The sequence below is a fragment of the Saccharothrix luteola genome, assembly GCF_020859565.1.
GTDB classification, from domain to species: domain Bacteria; phylum Actinomycetota; class Actinomycetes; order Mycobacteriales; family Pseudonocardiaceae; genus Actinosynnema; species Actinosynnema luteola.
The window spans coordinates 157,890-178,121 of the sequence record NZ_JAJHUO010000008.1 but is presented as its reverse complement, the minus strand read 5'-3'; the positions used below and the strand labels follow the sequence as shown (position 1 = coordinate 178,121).

The 20,232-nt window shown below is 69.8% G+C and carries 20 protein-coding genes; 15 read left to right on the top strand and 5 right to left on the bottom strand.

All coding sequences use genetic code 11. The features are described 5' to 3' along the window. Positions 1 to 116 precede the first annotated feature (116 nt). Positions 117 to 416, top strand: a complete 300-nt coding sequence (locus tag LNK82_RS13610; RefSeq protein WP_230567321.1) for a YciI family protein — start codon at positions 117 to 119, stop codon at positions 414 to 416. 46 nt (positions 417 to 462) lie between these two features. Here the strand turns inward: LNK82_RS13610 and LNK82_RS13605 are convergent, their stop codons facing one another. Continuing rightward, positions 463 to 681, bottom strand: a complete 219-nt coding sequence (locus tag LNK82_RS13605; protein ID WP_230567320.1) for a hypothetical protein — start codon at positions 679 to 681, stop codon at positions 463 to 465. A gap of 147 nt (positions 682 to 828) precedes the next feature. On the opposite strand from LNK82_RS13605, the gene typA reads away from it, so the two are divergent. From typA to LNK82_RS13555, 10 genes are all read left to right on the top strand, one after another. Further along, positions 829 to 2,730, top strand: a complete 1,902-nt coding sequence (gene typA, locus LNK82_RS13600) for a translational GTPase TypA (protein WP_230567319.1) — start codon at positions 829 to 831, stop codon at positions 2,728 to 2,730. A 579-nt stretch (positions 2,731 to 3,309) separates the two neighbouring features. Then, complete coding sequence (locus tag LNK82_RS13595) at positions 3,310 to 4,986, top strand: ABC transporter family substrate-binding protein (RefSeq protein ID WP_230567457.1); 1,677 nt, start codon at positions 3,310 to 3,312, stop codon at positions 4,984 to 4,986. Positions 4,987 to 5,277: 291 nt separating this feature from the next. Further along, a complete protein-coding gene (locus LNK82_RS13590; protein WP_230567318.1) occupies positions 5,278 to 7,098 on the top strand; it encodes an ABC transporter family substrate-binding protein in 1,821 nt (606 codons plus the stop codon). A gap of 154 nt (positions 7,099 to 7,252) precedes the next feature. Beyond that, positions 7,253 to 8,251, top strand: a complete 999-nt coding sequence (locus tag LNK82_RS13585) for an ABC transporter permease (protein ID WP_230567456.1) — start codon at positions 7,253 to 7,255, stop codon at positions 8,249 to 8,251. Then, complete coding sequence (locus LNK82_RS13580; RefSeq protein WP_230567317.1) at positions 8,244 to 9,197, top strand: ABC transporter permease; 954 nt, start codon at positions 8,244 to 8,246, stop codon at positions 9,195 to 9,197. The genes LNK82_RS13585 and LNK82_RS13580 overlap by 8 nt, the downstream gene beginning before the upstream one ends. Continuing rightward, positions 9,194 to 10,381 (top strand): ABC transporter ATP-binding protein, encoded by a 1,188-nt coding sequence (locus LNK82_RS13575; protein ID WP_230567316.1) that lies wholly within the window; start codon positions 9,194 to 9,196, stop codon positions 10,379 to 10,381. The genes LNK82_RS13580 and LNK82_RS13575 overlap by 4 nt, the downstream gene beginning before the upstream one ends. Continuing rightward, complete coding sequence (locus LNK82_RS13570) at positions 10,378 to 11,445, top strand: ABC transporter ATP-binding protein (protein WP_230567315.1); 1,068 nt, start codon at positions 10,378 to 10,380, stop codon at positions 11,443 to 11,445. The genes LNK82_RS13575 and LNK82_RS13570 overlap by 4 nt, the downstream gene beginning before the upstream one ends. A 72-nt stretch (positions 11,446 to 11,517) precedes the next feature. Further along, a complete protein-coding gene (mshB, locus tag LNK82_RS13565) occupies positions 11,518 to 12,357 on the top strand; it encodes an N-acetyl-1-D-myo-inositol-2-amino-2-deoxy-alpha-D-glucopyranoside deacetylase (protein ID WP_230567314.1) in 840 nt (279 codons plus the stop codon). Next, the gene (locus tag LNK82_RS13560; protein WP_230567313.1) at positions 12,354 to 12,746 is read left to right on the top strand and encodes a hypothetical protein; all 393 of its coding nucleotides are present in this window, start codon (positions 12,354 to 12,356) and stop codon (positions 12,744 to 12,746) included. Before mshB ends, LNK82_RS13560 begins: the two co-directional genes overlap by 4 nt. After that, positions 12,727 to 13,455, top strand: coding sequence for a hypothetical protein (locus tag LNK82_RS13555; protein ID WP_230567312.1), 729 nt, complete (start codon positions 12,727 to 12,729; stop codon positions 13,453 to 13,455). The genes LNK82_RS13560 and LNK82_RS13555 overlap by 20 nt, the downstream gene beginning before the upstream one ends. On the opposite strand, the gene LNK82_RS13550 is transcribed toward LNK82_RS13555, so the two are convergent. Further along, positions 13,431 to 14,168: a GNAT family N-acetyltransferase gene (locus tag LNK82_RS13550; RefSeq protein WP_230567311.1), complete on the bottom strand. Its 738-nt coding sequence runs from the start codon at positions 14,166 to 14,168 to the stop codon at positions 13,431 to 13,433. The genes LNK82_RS13555 and LNK82_RS13550 overlap by 25 nt on opposite strands. Before the next feature lie 145 nt (positions 14,169 to 14,313). Here LNK82_RS13550 and fdxA point away from each other — a divergent pair, with 145 nt between their 5' ends. After that, complete coding sequence (gene fdxA / locus LNK82_RS13545; protein WP_053716290.1) at positions 14,314 to 14,640, top strand: ferredoxin; 327 nt, start codon at positions 14,314 to 14,316, stop codon at positions 14,638 to 14,640. Further along, positions 14,637 to 15,731 (top strand): succinyldiaminopimelate transaminase, encoded by a 1,095-nt coding sequence (gene dapC, locus LNK82_RS13540; protein ID WP_230567310.1) that lies wholly within the window; start codon positions 14,637 to 14,639, stop codon positions 15,729 to 15,731. Before fdxA ends, dapC begins: the two co-directional genes overlap by 4 nt. A gap of 149 nt (positions 15,732 to 15,880) precedes the next feature. Here dapC and dapD read toward each other — a convergent pair whose 3' ends face one another. Then, a complete protein-coding gene (dapD, locus tag LNK82_RS13535) occupies positions 15,881 to 16,852 on the bottom strand; it encodes a 2,3,4,5-tetrahydropyridine-2,6-dicarboxylate N-succinyltransferase (protein WP_230567309.1) in 972 nt (323 codons plus the stop codon). 25 nt (positions 16,853 to 16,877) lie between these two features. On the opposite strand from dapD, the gene dapE reads away from it, so the two are divergent. Together dapE and LNK82_RS13525 are read left to right on the top strand one after the other, a co-directional pair. After that, positions 16,878 to 17,966 carry a succinyl-diaminopimelate desuccinylase gene (gene dapE / locus LNK82_RS13530; protein ID WP_230567308.1) on the top strand — a complete coding sequence of 363 codons (1,089 nt, stop codon included), beginning with the start codon at positions 16,878 to 16,880 and terminating at the stop codon, positions 17,964 to 17,966. After that, positions 17,963 to 18,727, top strand: coding sequence for an LOG family protein (locus LNK82_RS13525; protein WP_230567307.1), 765 nt, complete (start codon positions 17,963 to 17,965; stop codon positions 18,725 to 18,727). Before dapE ends, LNK82_RS13525 begins: the two co-directional genes overlap by 4 nt. 49 nt (positions 18,728 to 18,776) lie before the next feature. Here LNK82_RS13525 and LNK82_RS13520 read toward each other — a convergent pair whose 3' ends face one another. Together LNK82_RS13520 and LNK82_RS13515 are read right to left on the bottom strand one after the other, a co-directional pair. Then, positions 18,777 to 19,820 carry a DNA glycosylase AlkZ-like family protein gene (locus tag LNK82_RS13520; RefSeq protein ID WP_230567306.1) on the bottom strand — a complete coding sequence of 348 codons (1,044 nt, stop codon included), beginning with the start codon at positions 19,818 to 19,820 and terminating at the stop codon, positions 18,777 to 18,779. Further along, a complete protein-coding gene (locus LNK82_RS13515; RefSeq protein WP_230567305.1) occupies positions 19,813 to 20,184 on the bottom strand; it encodes a DUF3224 domain-containing protein in 372 nt (123 codons plus the stop codon). The genes LNK82_RS13520 and LNK82_RS13515 overlap by 8 nt, the downstream gene beginning before the upstream one ends. Positions 20,185 to 20,232: the final 48 nt, after the last annotated feature.

Sequence of the window (20,232 nt, the reverse complement as noted above, 5' to 3'; positions counted from 1 at the left end):
GTCTGACGCGCAGTTCTCAGGGCCGCCGGAAGGCGGACCACCAGAACGGGTAAAGAGTGCGCATAGCCGCGATTCTAGCGTGTTACCCGGGTGTGTCACGGGTCTACATTTCTTCTATGTACGTCGTGCTGCTGGAGTACACCGCACCGCTGGACGAGGTCGACTACGCGCTCCCGGACCACACGGAGTGGCTGAAGAAGCAGTACGAGGCCGGGCACTTCCTGGCCTCGGGTCGTCAGGTGCCCCGCGTGGGCGGCGTGATCATCGCGCGGCCGATGGCGCGCGGGAAGCTGGACGCGCTGCTGGCGACCGACCCGTTCGCCTCCGCCAAGCTGGCGAAGTACCAGGTGGTGGAGTTCCAGGTCACCCGGACCGCGCCGGAGCTGGCCAGGATCAACGAGGCGGTGATGGGCTAGCCGGCGGGTGGCCCCGTCCCACCCGGCGTCGGCCGGGCGGTGGCCCTCACGCGGCCACCTTCTTCTTCCCGGCCTTCTTCCCGATCTTCTTGCCGTCCGCCTTCTCGGCCTTCTTGCGCTCCTTGCGCTCCTGCTTGGCCGCCTTCTTCGCGGCCTTCTCCCGCGCCTTGAGCATCACCACGACTGGACAGCTCTTGCACCTCGGCGTCGAACGGCAGCACTTCTTCTTCACCTTGACCTTGCCCACGTGGCGTGCTCCACTCATCCGGGTGTCCTCAGAGTAGGTGAGGCTGACCTCACCTGCCGTCCCTGTGTGGTAAGGGCGCTGCGCCCGGTAAGCTGTAGTCAGGCTGCGCGCGATCCAACGTCCGGCGCCTGGCTTCCCTCGCACAGACTGCTCTAGGAGTTCCGCGTGCCCACGGCCACCGCGTCGATCAAGGAAACGCTGGTCCGCAACGACCTGCGCAACGTCGCGATCGTCGCGCACGTTGACCACGGCAAGACGACCCTCGTCGACGCCATGCTCCGCCAGTCCGGGGCCTTCTCCGAACGAGCCGAGCTCGTCGACCGGGTCATGGACTCGGGCGAGCTGGAGCGTGAGAAGGGCATCACGATCCTGGCCAAGAACACCGCCGTGCGCCGCCACACGCCCGACGGTCCCGTCACCATCAACGTGGTCGACACCCCAGGTCACGCCGACTTCGGCGGCGAGGTCGAGCGCGGCCTCTCCATGGTCGACGGCGTCGTGCTGCTCGTCGACGCCTCCGAAGGCCCGCTCCCGCAGACCCGGTTCGTGCTGCGCAAGACGCTGGCCGCCGGTCTGCCGGTGATCCTGGTGGTGAACAAGGTCGACCGCCCCGACGCCCGGATCTCCGAGGTCGTCGAGGAAGCGCACGACCTGCTGCTCGACCTGGCCAGCGAGGTCGGCGCCGACGACTCGGTGCTCGACCTGCCGGTCGTCTACGCCTCGGCGCGCGCCGGCCGGGCGTCGCTCAACCAGCCCGAGGACGGCGGCCTGCCCGACACGGAGAACCTCGACGTGCTGTTCGAGGTCCTGTTCCGGCACATCCCGGCCCCGCTGGGCGACTCCGACGCGCCGCTGCGCGCGCTGGTGACGAACCTCGACGCGTCGTCGTTCCTCGGCCGCATCGCGCTGTGCCGGATCGAGGCGGGCACCATCCGCAAGGGTGAGACGGTGGCCTGGTGCCGTGAGGACGGCACGATCCAGAAGGTCCGCATCACCGAGCTGCTGATCACCGAGGCGCTGGACCGCGTGCCCGCCGAGCAGGCACGGGCGGGCGACCTGGTCGCCATCGCCGGCATCCCGGACATCACCATCGGCGACACGCTCGCCGACGTGGACAACCCCGAGCCGCTGCCGCGCATCACCGTGGACGAGCCGGCGATCTCGATGACCATCGGCGTCAACACCTCGCCGCTGGCCGGCCGCGGCGGTGGCACCAAGCTGACCGCGCGGGTGCTCAAGGCCCGGTTGGACTCGGAGCTGGTCGGCAACGTGTCGGTGCGCGTGCTGCCCACCGAGCGCCCGGACACGTGGGAGGTGCAGGGCCGCGGTGAGCTGGCGCTGGCCATCCTCGTCGAGCAGATGAAGCGGGAAGGCTTCGAGCTGACCGTCGGCAAGCCGCAGGTGGTCACCAAGACCGTCGACGGCAAGCTGCACGAGCCGTTCGAGCGGTTGACGATCGACGCGCCGGAGGAGCACCTGGGCGCCATCACCCAGCTGCTGGCCAACCGCAAGGGGCGGATGGAGAACATGTCCGGCCACGGTTCCGGGCGGATCAAGCTGGAGTACGTCGTGCCGTCGCGCGGCCTCATCGGCTTCCGCACCGAGTTCCTGACCGAGACGCGTGGCACCGGTATCGCGAACGCGGTGTCCGAGGGCTACGCGCCGTGGGCCGGCGAGATCCGGACCAGGCACAACGGCTCGCTCGTCGCCGACCGGTCGGGTCAGATCACCGCGTACGCGATGATCCAGCTGGCGGACCGGGGCACGTTCTTCGTCGAGCCCGGCGCCGAGGCGTACGAGGGCATGGTCGTCGGCGAGAACCCGCGTGCGGAGGACTTGGACGTCAACGTCTGCCGTGAGAAGAAGCTGACGAACATGCGCACGTCGACCGCCGACGTGATGGAGACCCTGGCCCGGCCGCGGAAGCTGTCGTTGGAGGAGGCGCTCGAGTTCTGCGCCCCCGACGAGTGCGTCGAGGTCGCGCCGGAGGTCGTGCGGGTGCGCAAGGTGATCCTGGACGCGAACCAGCGGGGCCGCGAGCGCAGCCGCAACAAGTTGCGGGGCTGACCGCTACTCCTTATATATAGGGTCTGCTGAACGGGCACCTCGGGCTTCGGCCGGAGGTGCCCGTTCGCTTTCCCACCGCGCACCCGTGACCGCCAAACACGATCGGGTGAACATAGGTCAAAAATGTACGGTAACACTGTTACCGCCCCTCGGTTGGAACATGAGGAAACCGACCGACCGCCCCGACCCCGACCACCTCACCACCCACCCCGCCTCCCACACCCACCGGCTTCCCCCACTGCCGCCTGCCACCCCCACGGCCCGCCCGCCACCGGGACCCGCCCGCCACCGGGACCCGCCGGCCCGCCGGGCCCGCGCCACCCGCCGGAGTGCCCCACTCGCCGGACCCGCCCAGCCCGCCTGACCGCTGGACCTGCCCAGCCCGCCTGACCGCCTGACCGCCTGACCGTCCGACCCCTGACCGCCCGGCCGCCCGGCCACCAGCCCAGGGGACACCGGCGGGGGAGTGGTGGGACTAGGGGAGTGGCGGGAGTAAGTGTCGTGGGAGTGGGGGAGGTCGCGGCGGGGAGTGGTGGGGTTGGGCGTCAACTGTCAGCGCCGTCTGGCACGCTCGTACCCATGGGGACGCGGACGGTTCTTGCGGTGTTGGCTGCGCTTGCGCTGGTCGCGGCGGGTTGCACGGCCACACCGCCGCCGCCGCTGGTGCCGTCGACGCCCGGCATGACGGTGGTCCCGAAGGAGAAGCAGAACGAGATCGTCGTCGGCGTGGACGACGTCAAGGGCGGCTACAACCCGCACACGCTGGCCGGTCAGAGCACCGTCACGACGGCGCTGGCCGCGTTGCTGCTGCCCTCGACCTTCCGCACCGACGCGGACGGCAGTCCGCGGCTCGACCTGGACCTCCTGGTGAGCGCCGAGGTGACCAGCGCGGAGCCGTACACGGTCACGTACGCGTTGCGCCGAGATGCCAGCTGGTCCGACTCGGCGCCCATCGCGGCCGAGGACTTCGTCTACCTCTGGCAGCGCATGCGGGAGGAGCCGGGGGTGATCGACCCCGCCGGGTACCGGCTGATCGACGACATCGCCAGCCGCGAGGGCGGCAAGGTCGTCGAGGTCGTGTTCAGCAAGCCGTACCCCGGCTGGCGGAGTCTGTTCCGCGACCTGCTGCCCGCCCACCTGCTGAAAGACGCGCCCGGCGGGTGGAGCGCGGCGCTCGCGGACAGCTTCCCGGCCACCGCGGGGCCGTTCGCGGTCCGCACGCTGGACCAGCCGCGCGGCGAGATCATCCTCGAGCGCAGCGACCGCTTCTGGGAGGCGCCGCCCGCCCTCGACCGGGTGATCCTGCGCCGCGCGACCCCGCACGACACGGTCGAGGCGTTGAACACCGGCGACGACCAGGTCGCCCTCATCCGCGCCGACGCCATCGCGGTCAAGGACATCGACGAGCTGGCCAAGACCGCGTCACTCGCCAGCGTGGTCGTGCCGCGTCCGGAAGTCGTCCAACTCCTCCTCCGCCCCGCCTCGCCGCGAATGCAGGACCTCCGCGTCCGCACCGCGGTGATGAACCTGCTCGACCGCGACGACCTGATCGCCGCCGGCACCCGCAGCGGACCCAGTGCGGACCTCCGTGCGGACGCCCAGGTGATCCCCCCGAGCAAGCCCGGCTACACCCCGACCATGCCCGCCAAGGCCGGTGACCCGGCGCTACTGCTCACCGAAGCGGGTTACACCCGACCGGATGGTGGGCAGTGGGGGCGGGATGGCAAGCCGCTCGAGTTGACCATCGCCGCACCGGCCGGGGTCGAGCCGTACGTGACCGTCGCGAACCGCGTTCAGCGTCAACTGTCATTGTCCGGAATCGCCGCGCGCGTCCTGACAACGCCGCCCAATCAGTTGTTCGGCCAAGATCTGTCGGATACCGCCGCTTCCAATGAGCCCGTCGACATTGCCGTCGTGCCCCAGGTCGACACCGGCGATTCCGCGGCCGTTCTGGCATCCACATTCGGGTGCCGACCGTCACCCGAGGACGGCGGTACACCCATTCCGGCGAATCTGTCCGGTTTCTGCGACCAGGCGGTCCAGCCGGTGATCGAACAGGCCCTCAGCGGGCAGGTGCTGCTCGCCGACGCCCTCAAGACCATCGAGCCGGTGCTGTGGCAGCAAGCGGTCTCGATGCCGTTGTTCCAGGTAGCGGACCTGCTGGTGGTCCTACCGGAGGCCTACGGCGTCACCGCCGGTGCTCCGTTCGCCGGTCCGCTGAGCACCGCGCGCACCTGGCGGCGCGAAGATCGTTGACCGTTGACCCGGACGAAACACTGGCTTCAAGATGCGTTCGCGGTGCAGTATTGACAGTATTCTCGTCGTCCGGTTAACGAACGCTCCCGCCCGGTAACGACGGAGTCGCGTGCTGCGACCAACGTGTCACCCTTTGGTCACGATCGGCCGATGGGCAGTGACCGTGCCGCGCACTGGTTCTTATCGTGCTGCAACGGTGTGTCGGTTCGGGGCGCGTTTGGCACATCACGGTTATGGGTGGAAGTCGGCCCAAACGGTCGCTCCAACCCAGTGCTAGGAGGGCACGTGTCGATGAGGAGATCAAAGGCTGTCACGGCGTTCGCGCTGCTGACCTCGGCCACGCTCGTGTTGAGCGCGTGCGGCGGCGGCGGCACGAGCGGCGACCAGGGTGGCCAGCAGAACGCCGACCCAGGCAAGATCGGCGCGCAGGACGAGGTGTTCCAGCGTCCGAAGGTTGACGACATCGGCGAGATCGCCATCGCCGTCGAAGAGGGCTTCGACGACTACCAGAACTACATCGGTGCGTCGAACAGCTTCGCCAACACGATCGCGTTGTCGAATGTGATCCCCTCGCCCTACTTCACCGACTTCGTCGACGGCAAGCTGGTCATCAAGGTCGACGGCGACCTGATGGAGTCGATCAAGGTCGTCTCGAGCGACCCGCAGGTCATCGAGTGGAAGGTGCGGAAGGAGGCGGTCTGGTCCGACGGCGAGCAGATCGACTGCGACGACTTCTACCTGAAGTGGCTGGCCGCGACGAGCAAGGCCACCATCAAGGGCGACGACGGCACCGAGGTCTCGATCTGGGACGCCACGCCGACCGGGTACGAGAACATCGAGAAGATCGAGTGCTCGGACAACGACAAGACCGTCAAGACCTCCTTCTTCAAGGACAAGCCGTACGCCGACTACCGCGGCATCTTCTCCACCCCCGGTAGCGACGGGCTCCTCCCGGCGCACGTCCTGGAGAAGCAGACCGGCATCGCCGACATCATGAAGGTCACGCCGGAGCAGAACGACGACCAGGTCAAGAAGGCCGCCGAGTTCTTCACCAAGGGCTGGCGCGGCTACAACAAGGACCTGTCGCTGTCCGGCAGCGCCTACATGATCGAGTCGACGGACCTGAAGGACCAGACGGTCCTGGTCCGCAACCCGAAGTGGTGGGGCAACCCCGGTGGCCCGGCGCGGGTCATCCTGAAGACCAACACCGACTCGCAGTCGGCGACCCAGCAGCTGCAGAACAAGGAAGTCGCCGTGATCGCGCCGCAGGCCGACCCGGCGGTCGCCCAGCAGCTGCGCGGCGACAGCGCGTTCACCGTCTTCGCGGCCGGTGGCCAGACCTTCGAGCACGTCGACTTCAACATGTCGCTGCCCTTGTTCAAGAACAACAAGGAACTGCGGCTGGCGATCGGGCAGTGCTTCGACAACCAGGGTCTGGTCGACAAGCTGATCAAGGACGTCGACCCGAACGCCACCCCGCTGGGCAGCCTCGTGATGATGCCCAACGAGGTCGGCTACGAGGACCACTACAGCGACCTCGGCAAGGGTGACGTGGCCGCGGCCAAGAAGACCCTCGAGGACGCCGGCTGGAAGCAGGGCGCCGACGGCATCTACGCCAAGGGCGAGTTCCGCGCGTCGTTCAAGCTGGGCCACAAGATCGTCCAGCGTCGTGCCGACACGGTCCGCATCCTGCAGGACAAGTGCAAGCAGGCCGGTATCGAGATCATCCAGGACCAGGCTGACGACTTCAACTCCAAGCGGCTCACCGCGAGCGAGTTCGACGCGGCGCTGTTCGCGTGGGTCGGCCAGCCCCTGAAGGCCGGCGCCTACGGCAACTACGCGTCGAAGGACGCGGGCGGCTCGGGCAACTACAACCTCTACTCGAACAAGCAGGTCGACGAGAAGTGGAAGGCCGCCAACGGTGAGCTCGACTACCAGAAGCGCCTGACCATGATGAACGAGGTCGACAAGCTGATGCGGGACGACCTGCACAGCATCCCGCTGTTCCAGCTGCCGGACTTCGCGGCGAGTGACGCGAACATCGGCCCGATCGCCTACGTCGGCGTCGGCGGCGGTGTCACGTGGAACCTGTTCGCGTGGCAGAAGAAGTAGGTTCGGCGCGGTTCGCTTGAGTTGTAGAAGATGAGTCCGGCCCGGGGGGTCGGTGCCGACCGCACCGACCCCCCGGACGGTGTCCGCGTTCCGGTGGGTGGGATCGCCGGCTGTCGCAGGCGGCTGGCCTGCCTGGGAAGACAAGAGACTTGTCATGTTCCGTTACATAATCCGGCGGTTGTTGATCGCGATTCCGCTGCTGATCGCCGCCTCGTTCCTCTGCTTCGGACTCACCGCCGCGATGGGCGATCCCCTGGACGAGTGGAAGCTCCAGAAGCCGCGGACCCCGGCCGAGGTCGCCCTCGCCTACGAGCGCACGGGCTACAACAAGCCGTTCGTCGAGCGCTACGTCGACTGGGCGGGCAAGTTCGTCACCGGTGACTGGGGCGAGTCCGTCGTCCCCGGCAACGCGGGCAAGCCGGTCAAGGACGACCTGTTCAAGGCCTTCACCGTCACGCTGCGCCTGATCGTCGCGGCCGAGTTGATCGCGCTGATCCTCGGCATGGCGATCGGCGTGATCGGCGCGGTCAAACAGTACTCGATATTCGACTACACAGCGACCGGAATAGCGTTCGCGATGTTCTCGATGCCGCTCTTCTGCGTCGCCCTCATCCTGAAGGCGGGCGGCATCCAGCTCAACAACTGGCTGGAGTCAATCGGCGGGGACCGGTGGATCATCACCGCGGGACCGCCGGGTGACGGCTTCAAGGGCAGCTTCGGCGAGCAGGTGTTCCAGTACAGCGGCGCCTACATCCTGCCGACCATCTGCCTCGTGGTGATCCAGTTCGCGCTGTACAGCCGGTTCCAGCGCGCGTCCATGCTCGAGACGCTGAACGCCGACTACGTGCGCACGGCGCAGGCGAAGGGCATCTCGCAGGGGCGGTCCATCTTCCGGCACGCGTTCCGCAACGCCCTGATCCCGATCATCACCGTCTCGTCGTTGAACATCGGCGCCGGCTTCGGCGGCGCGGTGATCACCGAGACCGTGTTCGGCTGGTCCGGCATGGGCAAGTTCCTGATCGACGCGATCACGAAGAAAGAGCCATACCAGGTGCTCGGCTTCATGATGGTGACCGCGGTGTTCATCATCGTGTTCAACCTGATCGCGGATGTCCTTTACGCCTACCTGGACCCGAGGATTCGCCTTGACTGAGATCGGTTCGCCTGTGGCGCAGGCTCCAACGCCCAACTCAGCCGAGGCAAGTCAGTTCGACACCACCTCGGCCCGCAAGCAGTGGCAGGTCATCCTGCGCCGCTTCCTGCGGCACCGCGCCGCCGTCGTCGGCCTCGCGCTGTTCGTCGTGCTCGTGCTGTTCGCCTTCCTCGGCGGCCTGATCTGGAAGTACTCCTACACCGACCTGGGCTTCCAGCGGTACCTGCCGCCCAGCGGCGACCACCCGTTCGGCACCGACCGGCTCGGCGGCGACATGGTCGCGCTGATCATCCGCGGCTCGCAGTTCTCGTTGCAGATCGCGATCGTGGTCGCCCTGGTGTCCACGGTGATCGGCGTCGTGCTCGGCGCGCTCGCCGGGTACATGCGCGGCTGGGTCGACAGCCTGATCAGCCGGTTCATCGACCTGCTGCTGGTCATCCCCGCGTTCGTGATCGCGGCGGTGCTGGTCCGCAACAGCTTCGTGCTCTCCGTCGCCGGCGGCAGCGGCAGCAACTGGCTCATCGTGGCGCTGTACCTCGGCCTGATCGGTTGGCTGTCGATCGCCCGGGTCATCCGCGGCATGGTGCTGTCGCTGCGGGAGAAGGAGTTCGTGGAGGCGGCCCGCGCGCTGGGCGCGTCCACCACGCGGATCGTCTTCCGGCACATCCTGCCCAACACGGTCGACGTGATCATCGTGAACGCCACGCTGGCGGTCGCCCAGGCGGTGCTGCTGGAGGCCGCGCTGTCGTTCATCGGCCTCGGCGTGCAGCCGCCGGACACCTCGCTCGGGCTGATGATCAGCCTGAACAAGAACGAGCTGACGCTGCACCCGTGGTTGTTCTTCATCCCGTTCGCCTTCATCGTGCTCATCTCGCTGTCGGTGAACTTCATCGGCGACGGTCTCCGGGACGCCTTCGACCCGCGGCAGAAGAGGGTGAAGGCATGAGTGAGGTGGACGTGATGGGTGCGCCTGAGTCGTCGGCGTGGGAGAACACCGCCGGCAGCGGCGAGAAGCTGCTGCGGGTGGAGAACCTGTCGGTCGACTTCCCGACCGACGACGGCACCGTGCACGCCGTGCGCGACGTGTCGTTCACCCTCGGCCCCGGCGAGGTGCTGGGCATCGTGGGCGAGTCGGGTTCCGGCAAGTCGGTGTCGTCGATGGCGATCATGGGCCTGCTGCCCAAGACCGCGAAGGTCGGCGGGTCGATCAAGTTCAAGGACCGCGAGCTCGTCGGCCTGGACTACAAGCAGATGCAGCCGGTGCGCGGCAACGGCGTCTCGATGATCTTCCAGGACCCGATGACGTCGATGAACCCGGTCTACACGGTGGGCTGGCAGCTCGCCGAGGCGCACCGGGCGCACCACGACGTGTCGAAGAAGGCCGCGTGGGCCAAGGCCGTCGAGGCGCTGGAGCTCGTGGGCATCCCGCAGCCGGACCGCCGCGCCGCGCAGTACCCGCACGAGTTCTCCGGCGGCATGCGGCAGCGCGCGATGATCGCGATGGCGATCATCAACGACCCGGACGTGATCATCGCCGACGAGCCGACCACGGCGCTGGACGTGACCGTGCAGGCGCAGATCCTGGACACGTTGCTGCGCATCCGGGACGAGACGAGCGCGGGCATCATGGTCATCACGCACGACCTGGGCGTGGTGGCGGGCATGGTGGACCGCGTGCAGGTCATGTACGGCGGCACGGTCGTCGAGCAGGGCGCCGTGGACGAGGTCTTCGAGGCGCAGCGGATGCCGTACACCGTCGGCCTGCTGGGCTCGATCCCGAACCCGAACATGCTGGGCAAGCGGCTCACGCCGATCAAGGGCGCGCCGCCGTCGCTGATGAACCTGCCGCGCGGCTGCTCGTTCTCGCCGCGCTGCCCGTTGGCGATCGACGAGTGCCGCGAGACCGAGCCGCTGCTGCTGGAGACCGACCGGGCGGGCCACTTCGCGCGCTGCCACCGCTCCGCGCACCTGGCGACCATCGAGAACCCGCAGCGGCTGTTCGTCCACGACGAGATCGGCGTGGTCGAGAACCCCGCGTCGCTGACCATGGCGAACCCGGACATCCCGGTGAGCGAGGACCTCGACGTGGTCGAAGCTCGGTTGCACGAAGAGGAGAAGCCGACCTCATGACGTCGACTGACATCAACCCCCAGGCCGGTGGCCTCGCTTCGGGCGGACGTCCGGGCGAGACCCCGCTGCTGGAGGTCAAGGACCTGGTCAAGTCGTTCCCGGTGCGCGGCGGCGGCATCATCCCGCGCACGGTGGGGCAGGTCCAGGCGGTGTCCGGGGTGAGCTTCGACCTCTACCCGGGCGAGACGCTGGGCCTGGTCGGCGAGTCCGGCTGCGGCAAGTCCACCACCGGTCGGGCGATCCTGCAGCTGCACAAGCCGACGTCGGGCTCGGTGAAGTTCGAGGGTCGCGAGCTGACCACGTTGCGGGGCAAGGGCCTGCGGTCCGTGCGCCGGGACATGCAGATCGTGTTCCAGGACCCGTACGCGTCGCTGAACCCGCGCTGGCAGATCAACGAGCTGATCTCCGAGCCGTTCAAGATCCACGGCGTGCCGCAGGACGGTGGCTCGGACGTGCAGCACCGGGTCAACGAGCTCATGGAGCTGGTGGGCCTGAACCCGGAGCACCGCAACCGGTACGCGCACGAGTTCTCCGGCGGCCAGCGCCAGCGCATCGGCATCGCCCGGGCGCTCGCGCTCAACCCGAAGCTCGTGGTGCTGGACGAGCCGGTGTCCGCGCTGGACGTGTCGGTGCAGGCGGGCGTGGTGAACCTGCTGGAGGAGCTGCAGGAACGCCTGGGTCTGGCGTACCTGTTCGTGGCGCACGACCTGTCGGTCGTCCGGCACATCTCCGACCGGGTCGCCGTGATGTACCTCGGCAAGATCATCGAGATCGGCGACCGGGAGGACATCTACGCCCGGCCGATGCACCCGTACACGCAGGCGCTGCTGTCCGCGGTGCCCGTGCCCAACCCGAAGGTGGAACGCGGGCGTCAGCGGATCGTGCTCACCGGTGACGTCCCGTCGCCGGTGAACCCGCCGTCGGGCTGCCGCTTCCGCACCCGGTGCTGGAAGGCGCAGGACATCTGCGCCGTCGAGGAACCCAAGCTGGAACGGCGCGGCGACGGCGACGGCACGCTCTCCGCGTGCCACTTCGCCGAGGTGGTCCCCGCCCTCGTCGGCTGAGCTCGACGGCCGCCGCCGTGTGACGTGACCCTCGTGGCACTTCGCACGGCGGCGGCCGATTACTCTCTTCCGGTGACGCTCACCGCTCCACCACGGTTGCTGCTGGTACACGCACACCCCGACGACGAGAGCCTGTGGACGGGCGGCACCATCGCCCGCTACTCGGCGATGGGCGTGCACGTCACCGTGGTCACCTGCACCCTCGGCGAGGAGGGCGAGATCATCCCGCCCGCGCTCCAGGAGCTGACCGCGGACGCCGCCGATCAGCTCGGCGGGTACCGGGTCGCGGAACTGAGATCCGCCTGCGCGGCGCTCGGCGTGACCGACCACCGGTTCCTCGGCGGCATCGGCCGCTGGCGGGACTCCGGGATGGCGGGCGTCGAGGCGAACGGCCACCCGCGCGCGTTCGTCAACGGCTCGCCCGACGAGCAGACCGCCGCCCTGGCGGAGATCATCGCCTCGGTGAAGCCGCAGGTCGTGGTCACCTACGACGCCTTCGGCGGCTACGGGCACCCCGACCACATCCGGGCGCACGAGATCACCATGGCGGCGGCGACGGACGTCGACCGCGTCTTCCACGCCGTGACGTCCCGCGCCGCGACCGAGGCGGGCGCGGCGGCGTTGGCGGAGATCGGTGACCTGCCGTGGCGGCTGCCCGCCGAGGGCGAGCTGGCGGTCACCGACGACGCCGCGATCACCACCACGATCGACATCTCCGAGCACCTGGTCGCCAAGCTGAGGGCGCTGCGCGCGCACTCCACGCAGATCAGCGTGTGGCAGGACGGCTCGGGCCGGGCGGCCTACGCGCTGTCCAACGGCATCGCGCAGCCCGTCGTGCAGGCCGAGCACTACGTGCTGGCCAAGGGGCCCGCGGAGGGCGCGGAGACAGACCTGTTCGGAGGGCTCGATTGACCGATCGCCTGGCTCTCCTCGGGATCGCGCTCGCGGCGTTCGTGCTCGCGGTGCTCGAGCTGTTCTTCCTGCCGATGCGGCTGGACGGCACGCTCCTGCCGCGGGTGGACGACCTGCCGTTCCCGATCACGGTGGTGCTCGCGATCGTGACCACGCCGATGCTGGTCCTCGCCGCCTCACGGCACGCGCGCCGCACCATGGCCGCGGTGTCGCCGCTGCTGGTGTGGGTCGGCACGTTGCTGCTGTTCGGACTGTTCGGCCCGGGCGGTGACGTGGTACTCCTCAACGACTGGCGCACCCTGGTGCTGTTCGCCGGGGGCGCGTTGCCGGGCGCCATCGCGGTGGGCGCGCACATGGGGAGGACGGCCGGTGCCGGAGACGATCACTGACCGGGACGTGGTGCGGGCCCTGCGCCCGTTCGTGCGGGCGACCGGGCCGCTGCTGGACACCTTGCGCGACGCGAACCTGCTCGGCCTGCGCGACCGCGAGGTGGAGCGCGACGCCGACCGCAAGCTCGTGGACAAGCTCTGGGACCAGCTGGCCGCGGTGAAGGTGCCGGGCACGGCCGCGTGGACGCGGATGGACGTGCTCCAGCGCGACGAGTTCTGGCTCAACCGGGTCGGCCGGGTGGTGTCGCTGGTCGCCGCGCTGCCCGGCATCGGCGGCGTGCTGGCCGACCGGCTGCCGATCCAGTCGGCGCTCGGCGCGGCGGGGCAGGGGCTGCTGCTGTCGGCGATCGCGGGTGAGCACGGGTTCACCTCGACCGAGGACCGGGTGCGGCTGCTCGCGCACGTGCTGTTCCAGCGGGAGGTCGACGGGCTGCCGGTCGACCAGCGCAAGGAGGACGAGCAGACCGCGTTGCTGACCGAGGAGCTGCGGGAGCGGTCCACGTTCCGGGCGATCGGCGCGACGATCTGGAAGCTCGCCAAGGTCCTCTGGAAGCTGGAGGACGAGCTGGACAAGCGCCCGCAGGGCAGGCTGTACCACCAGGCGCTGGGCATGCTGCCCGTGGTCGGCGTGGTGGGCGACTACTTCGGCGAGCGCTCGGCGTTGAAACGGGTCCGCAAGGCCGCCTACGCGTGGTTCGACACCCAGTAGCGGTAGCGGTGGTGCTCGACGCAGCCCAGCGACTCGTAGAGCGTGATCGCGGGCTTGTTGTGCTCGGCCACCTGGAGCGCGCACGTCGTCGCGCCGCGGCCGACGCCCCACGTCGCCAGGGCGCCCATCAGCCGCCGGGCCAGGCCGAGCCGGCGTGCCTCGGGGCGCACGGCGAGCCGTGCCACGTGGAGCAGGTCGCCGACGACGGCGCCGCGCACGGCGGCGAGCACCCGACCGTCCCCGACGACCGTGCCGAAACCGACCTGCCCGCCGGACGCGAGCACGTGCCGTTGCGCGGGGGTGGGGTCGGATTGCGCGGCCAGCTCCCACCATCCGGGAGAGGGGACGTCCGAGATGTCCACACCGGCTTCCTTCGGGGTGGCGAACCCAGCCGTCCGGCCGGTCATCACCAGCGATTCCGAGCCGCCCGGGTGATCGACGTCGATCCGCCATCCGGCCGCTTCGACGCCCGCCTCGGCCGGTGCGCCGATCACCACGTGGGCGGCCGGCTTGATGCCGTTGGCGGTCGCGAAGTCGATCACCTCGGTGAGCGCGTCGGCGACCGGGATCCCGGGATCGCCCGTGGTCAGGGCGCTGTTGGCACGTCCGGTGAAGCCGCCCGCGGCGCGCAGCCGCCACTGCCCGAGCGGCCGGTCGACCAGCGCCGGCCACGCGTCGGCACACCGTTGCTCCAACTCGGTGACGTGCTCCACCGTGGCATCGTGCACCGCCCGGGTGAACGGTGGTCTGTGAGCTGGAGCACGGTACTGATAAGGCAAGCCTGCGCGTTGGACAATCGACTCCGCCGCGTACTCTCCGGCTTGCGCGGTGTGGACCAGAAAAGAGCAGGAGAGCGCAGTGACCTATGTGATCGCCCAGCCGTGCGTGGACGTGCTCGACAAGGCGTGCATCGAAGAGTGCCCCGTCGACTGCATCTACGAAGGCGACCGGATGCTCTACATCCACCCGGATGAGTGCGTCGACTGTGGTGCTTGCGAGCCGGTGTGCCCCGTCGAGGCCATCTACTACGAGGACGACGTGCCGGACGAGTGGAAGGAGTACACGAAGGCGAACGTGGACTTCTTCGACGAGCTGGGGTCCCCCGGCGGCGCCTCCAAGGTCGGCAAGGTCAGCGCCGACCCCGCGTTCATCAAGGCTCTCCCCCCGCAGGCGTCGCACGAGTGACGTTCAGCAGGAGGCTCCCGGACTTCCCCTGGGACTCGTTGGCCGACCACGCCGCCAAGGCGCGCACGCACCCCGGTGGCGTGGTCGACCTGTCCATCGGCACGCCGGTGGACCCGGTCCCGGAGCTGATCCGGCACGCCCTCGGCACGGTGGCCGACGAGCCGGGCTACCCGACCACGCACGGCACGCCCGCGTTGCGCGAGGCGGTCGTCGGGGCGTTGGCGCGGCGGCACGGTGTCGTCGGGCTCGACCCGGTGGCGGTGCTGCCGACCATCGGGTCGAAGGAGTTGGTGGCGTGGCTGCCGACGTTGCTGGGCCTGGGGCCGGGCGACGTGGTGGCCATCCCGGCGTTGGCGTACCCGACGTACGAGGTGGGCGCGCGGCTGGCGGGCGCTTCGGTGGTGCGGCTGGCCGACGGCGAGCCGCCGCCGGCCGGGACTTCGCTGGTGTGGCTGAACTCGCCGTCCAACCCGACCGGTCGGGTGCTGTCGGCTCCGCAGCTCGCGCAGGCCGTGGCCGACGCGCGGGCGGTCGGGGCCCTCGTCGCGTCCGACGAGTGCTACCTGGCGCTGGCGTGGGACGCGCAGCCGGTGTCCGTGCTGCTGCCGTCGGTCAACGGCGGTTCGCTGGACGGTGTGCTGGCCGTGCACTCGTTGTCGAAGTCGTCCAGCCTGGCCGGGTACCGGGCGGGGTTCGTGACGGGCGATCCGGCGCTGGTGGCGTCGTTGCTCGAGGTGCGCAAGCACGCGGGGATGATCGTGCCGCGGCCCGTGCAGGCGGCGATCACGGCGGCGCTGACCGACGACGCGCACGTGGCGGAGCAGCGCGAGCGGTACCGGGCGCGGCGTGACGTGCTGCTGCCCGCGTTGACGGCGGCCGGCTTCACCGTCGACCACTCGGAGGCCGGCCTCTACCTGTGGTCGACCCGTGACGGCGAGAACGCGTGGGACACGATCGGCTGGCTGGCGGACCGCGGCATCCTGGCCGCGCCGGGCACGTTCTACGGCCCGACGGGCGACCGGCACGTCCGCATCGCCCTGACCGCCACCGACTCCGCCATCACCACCGCCACCACCCGCCTGACCTCTTGACCCCCGCGAGAGTCCTACGTTCACGCGGCGAGAGTCCTACGTTCGCGACCCCCGAATTCAACGTTCGACCGACCAGCCGGTCTGTCGAGTGTTGAACTCAGGGCTCCTGAACGTAGGACTCTCGCGCTGCGAACGTAGGACTCTCGCGGTTAGTCGTTGGAGTGCAGGGCGGCGTTCAGTTCGACGCCCGTGCCCTTGCGGGGCAGGACCTTGACCACGCCGGTGGTCGAGTCGCGGAGGAACAGCAGGTTCGACATGCCGGACAGCTGGCCCGCCTTGACGACCGCGCCGTCCGCGCCCGTGACCTTCGTCCCCGCCGTGATGTAGAGGCCGGCCTCCACGACGCAGTCGTCGCCCAACGAGATGCCCACGCCGCCGTTCGCGCCGATCAGGCACCGTTCCCCGACCGAGATGACCTGCTTGCCGCCACCGGACAAGGTGCCCATGATCGACGCGCCGCCGCCGACGTCCGAGCCGTCACCGACGACCACACCGGCGGAGATGCGGCCCTCCACCATGGACGTGCCCAGCGTGCCCGCGTTGAAGTTCACGAAACCCTCGTGCATCACGGTCGTGCCCGACGCCAGGTGCGCGCCCAGCCGCACGCGGTCCGCGTCCGCGATCCGCACCCCGGACGGCACGACGTAGTCCACCATCCGGGGGAACTTGTCGATCCCGTACACGGTGACCGGACCACGCGCGCGCAGCCGCAGCCGGGTCTGCTCGAACCCCTCCACCGCGCACGGGCCGAAGTTCGTCCACACCACGTTGTTGAGCAGCCCGAACAGGCCGTCCAGGTTCGCGCCGTGCGGCCGCACGAGCCGCGACGACAGCAGGTGCAGCCGAAGCCACACGTCGTACGTCGAGGTGGGCGCGTCGGCCAGCGACCCGATGCCGACCCGGACGCCGACGACCTCGACGTCGCGTTCGGCGTCCGCGCCGAGCTGCTTGGCGGCGGCCTCACCGAGCGCTGCCGAGACCTCCGCGGACGACAGCAGCGCCACACCGGGCTCCGCGTCCCCGAGGGACGGCGACGGGAACCACGTGTCCAGCACAGCGCCGGTAGGGGTGACGGTGGCGAGTCCGACGCCGTACGCGCCGGTGGGGTTTGCGGTGCTCACGGGTGCCAACGGTAACGTGCGCCGAGTGGCCGACACCTTGCACCTCGCCGCCGATCCCGTCGAGCTGACCGCCGCGCTGGTCGACACGCCCAGCGTCTCCGAAGACGAAGCCCGAATCGCCGACCTCGTCGAACGGTCCCTCAAGGACCAGACCGCCCTCGAAGTCACGAGGTCCGGCAACGCCGTGCTGGCCCGCACGAACCTCGGCCGCCCGTCCCGCGTCGTGCTCGCCGGCCACCTCGACACCGTGCCGATCAACGACAACCTGCCGTCCCGCCTCGAGGACGGCGTCCTGCACGGCTGCGGCACCGTCGACATGAAGGGCGGCGACGCGGTGATGCTGCACCTCGCCGCCACGATCGCCGACCCGCGCCACGACCTCACCTTCATCTTCTACGACTGCGAGGAGATCGAGGCCGTCCGCAACGGCCTCGGCCGCATCGAGCGCGAGCTGCCCGAGTGGCTGCACGGCGACCTGGCGATCGTCTGCGAGCCGTCCAACGGCGTGATCGAGGCGGGCTGCCAGGGCACCATCCGCGTCGAGCTCCGCACCAAGGGCGTCCGCGCCCACACCGCGCGCGGCTGGATGGGCGTGAACGCCATCCACGCCATCGGCGACGCCCTGAACCGCCTGGCGGCCTACGAGCCGCGCCAGGTCGAGATCGACGGCTGCCTGTACCGGGAGGGCCTGCAGGCCGTGAAGATCAGCGGCGGCGTCGCGGGCAACGTCGTGCCGGACGAGGCCGTGCTCACGGTCAACCACCGCTTCGCCCCCGACCGCACGCCCGAGCAGGCCGAACAGCACCTGCGCGAGCTGTTCGAGGGCTACGCCGTCACGGTCACCGACAGCTCGCCGGGCGCGCTGCCCGGCCTGACCGCGCCGACCACGCGTGAGCTGGTCGACGCCGCCGGCGGCACCCCCGTCGCCAAGCTCGGCTGGACGGACGTGGCCCGCTTCGCCGCCCTCGGCATGCCGGCGGTGAACTTCGGGCCGGGCGACCCGACGCTCGCGCACACGCAGCAGGAGCACGTCCCGGTGCACCAGATCCGGCAGTGCGCCGACGTGCTGCGACGCTTCCTCGGCCACGACGCGCGGCTAGACTCCGGCCAATGACGGACAGCGTGGACGAGCACCCCAAGGAGAAGCAGCGCGGCCCGGTCGTCCTGCGCCGCGGGCGCCGAGACGAGCTGACCACCACGGACCAACGGCTGCTGGACTCGCGCGGCCCGAGCGACTGGGTGCACACCGACCCGTGGCGCGTGCTGCGGATCCAGGCGGAGTTCGTCGAGGGTTTCGGCGCGCTGGCCGAGGTGCCGAGCGCGGTGACCGTGTTCGGCTCCGCCCGCACCGGCCGCGACCACCCCGAGTACGAGACGGGCCGCAAGCTGGGCGGCGCGCTGGCCGAGGCCGGGTTCGCGGTGATCACCGGCGGCGGCCCGGGCGCGATGGAGGCGGTCAACCGGGGCTGTTCGGAGGCGGGCGGGTTCTCCGTCGGCCTCGGCATCGAGCTGCCGTTCGAGCAGGGCCTGAACCCGTGGGTCGACCTCGGCGTGAACTTCCGCTACTTCTTCGTGCGCAAGACCATGTTCATCAAGTACTCGCAGGCGTTCATCTGCCTGCCGGGCGGGTTCGGCACGCTCGACGAGCTGTTCGAGGCGTTGACGCTCGTGCAGACGAAGAAGGTCACCAAGTTCCCGGTGGTCCTGTTCGGCAAGGCCTACTGGCAGGGCCTGTACGACTGGGTGCGCGACTCCGTGCTGGCCAGCGGCAAGGTCAGCGAGAAGGACCTCGACCTGCTGCACCTGACCGACGACATCGACGACGCCGTGCGCGTGGTGAACGACGCGCACAAGGCGTGGGCCGACGCCCACTGAGCCGCGGACGAGGTCGCGTCGGTCCGCACCACCGACGCGACCTCGCGAGTCAGCCGACCTGAGCGCTGTCGAGCCCTCGTGCGACGGCGAGGCGCGTGGCCTCCTCGGCGAACATGTCCACGTCCAGCGGCACGAACGGCGACACCTTGACGTCCAGCCGCGAGCCCGTCGCCTTGGCCTGCCAGGTGCCCAGGACCTCGCCGTCCACGAGCAGCGCGCCACGTCGGCCCAGGATGCGCCACACCTGCTTCTGGTGCGCCTTGTCGGGCACGAGCAGGTCGCGGTCGCGGGCGTTCAGGTAGGGGTCCAACGGCGGCAGCAACCGCACCACCTCGGGCTCCGGCGGGTTCTCGAAGGCCGCCATCCGGTCGGCCGGCAACCACGCCCGCTTGGACACGGCGACCAGGTCGTCCGGCCACACGTCCTTCACCTCGCGCACCGGCGCGCCGAAGTAGTGCGCCACCTCGGATGGCCCGGCGGGCCCGTGCAGCCGCAGGTAGTCCGCGATCAACGCCTCGAAACCCCGGCTCGCCCGCGGCACCTCACGTCGGCCCTCCAGCGGCACGAACGTCACCGTCTTCTCCGCCGGGTCGAACCGCAGGCCGGCGGGCAGCACGGCGAGGCGGAAGATCGGGTCCAGCACGTGCGTGGCGTCGCAACCCCGGCACCAGGCGGTGACCTCCGGGCGCACCTTCGCCGTGAGCCGGGACGACGCCTCGCCCTTCGTCATCGGCCCGGTCACCACCTCGCGCAACGCCGACGCGACCTCGTGCAGCACCTCCAGCCCGTCCTCCACCGGCGGCCGGTTCATCCGGGCTACCGCGTCGGCGTCGCTCAACGGCCACAGCCGAGCCGCCAACGCCGGCACCTCGTCCGCCCGGTGCCAGTGCGGCGCACCCCGCACGCTCCACGTGAGGGTGAACTCGTCCAACTCGGGCACGGTCGCCAACCGCGCCGCCAACGCCGGCACCGCCGACCGTTCGGAGTCCTGCAACCCGAGGTCGAACACCCGCAGCCGGGACGCGTCGGTGACGGTCCGGTCGAACTGGTGCGCCGCGACCCGGTAGGCGATCACCCGTTCGCGATCAGCCAAGGTCGGCGTCCAGGGTGATCAGCTCGTGCTCCAGCCGGGCCGTGCCGGAGATGCCCGCGAGCTCACCGGTGCCCGACCCGGGCACGATGTGGCCCCAGAAGTGCGCCCCGTCCGGTGACATGACCGCGCCGTGCTGCAGGACGAACGTCCCGCTCTTCCCCTCGACCGTGCCGATGAACCTCTCGGTGCCCACGTACCCGGCGGCGCCGTCCGACGGCTGGCACATCGTCAACTCGGCGGTGCTGGTGCCCTCCATCGCGCCGCTGTACGCCTTGTCCACGAGCGCCCGGCCCAGCTGCGGCTCCGCCTCGTCGTAGACGGTCTGGTCCCATCGGGTGATCTTGAACGTCGCCTTCGCTTCCATGCGGGTGATACTCGCAGGAATTCCTGTCACCCGCTGTCAGCTACCTGC

Bases quoted from the DNA above. Each gene is read 5' to 3' on its own strand.
- LNK82_RS13610 (WP_230567321.1), top strand. From the start codon at position 117: ATGTACGTCGTGCTGCTGGAGTACACCGCACCGCTGGACGAGGTCGAC.
- LNK82_RS13605 (WP_230567320.1), bottom strand. From the start codon at position 681: ATGAGTGGAGCACGCCACGTGGGCAAGGTCAAGGTGAAGAAGAAGTGC.
- LNK82_RS13595 (WP_230567457.1), top strand. From the start codon at position 3,310: ATGGGGACGCGGACGGTTCTTGCGGTGTTGGCTGCGCTTGCGCTGGTC.
- LNK82_RS13590 (WP_230567318.1), top strand. From the start codon at position 5,278: ATGAGGAGATCAAAGGCTGTCACGGCGTTCGCGCTGCTGACCTCGGCC.
- LNK82_RS13585 (WP_230567456.1), top strand. From the start codon at position 7,253: ATGTTCCGTTACATAATCCGGCGGTTGTTGATCGCGATTCCGCTGCTG.
- LNK82_RS13575 (WP_230567316.1), top strand. From the start codon at position 9,194: ATGAGTGAGGTGGACGTGATGGGTGCGCCTGAGTCGTCGGCGTGGGAG.
- LNK82_RS13570 (WP_230567315.1), top strand. From the start codon at position 10,378: ATGACGTCGACTGACATCAACCCCCAGGCCGGTGGCCTCGCTTCGGGC.
- LNK82_RS13525 (WP_230567307.1), top strand. From the start codon at position 17,963: ATGACGGACAGCGTGGACGAGCACCCCAAGGAGAAGCAGCGCGGCCCG.
- LNK82_RS13515 (WP_230567305.1), bottom strand. From the start codon at position 20,184: ATGGAAGCGAAGGCGACGTTCAAGATCACCCGATGGGACCAGACCGTC.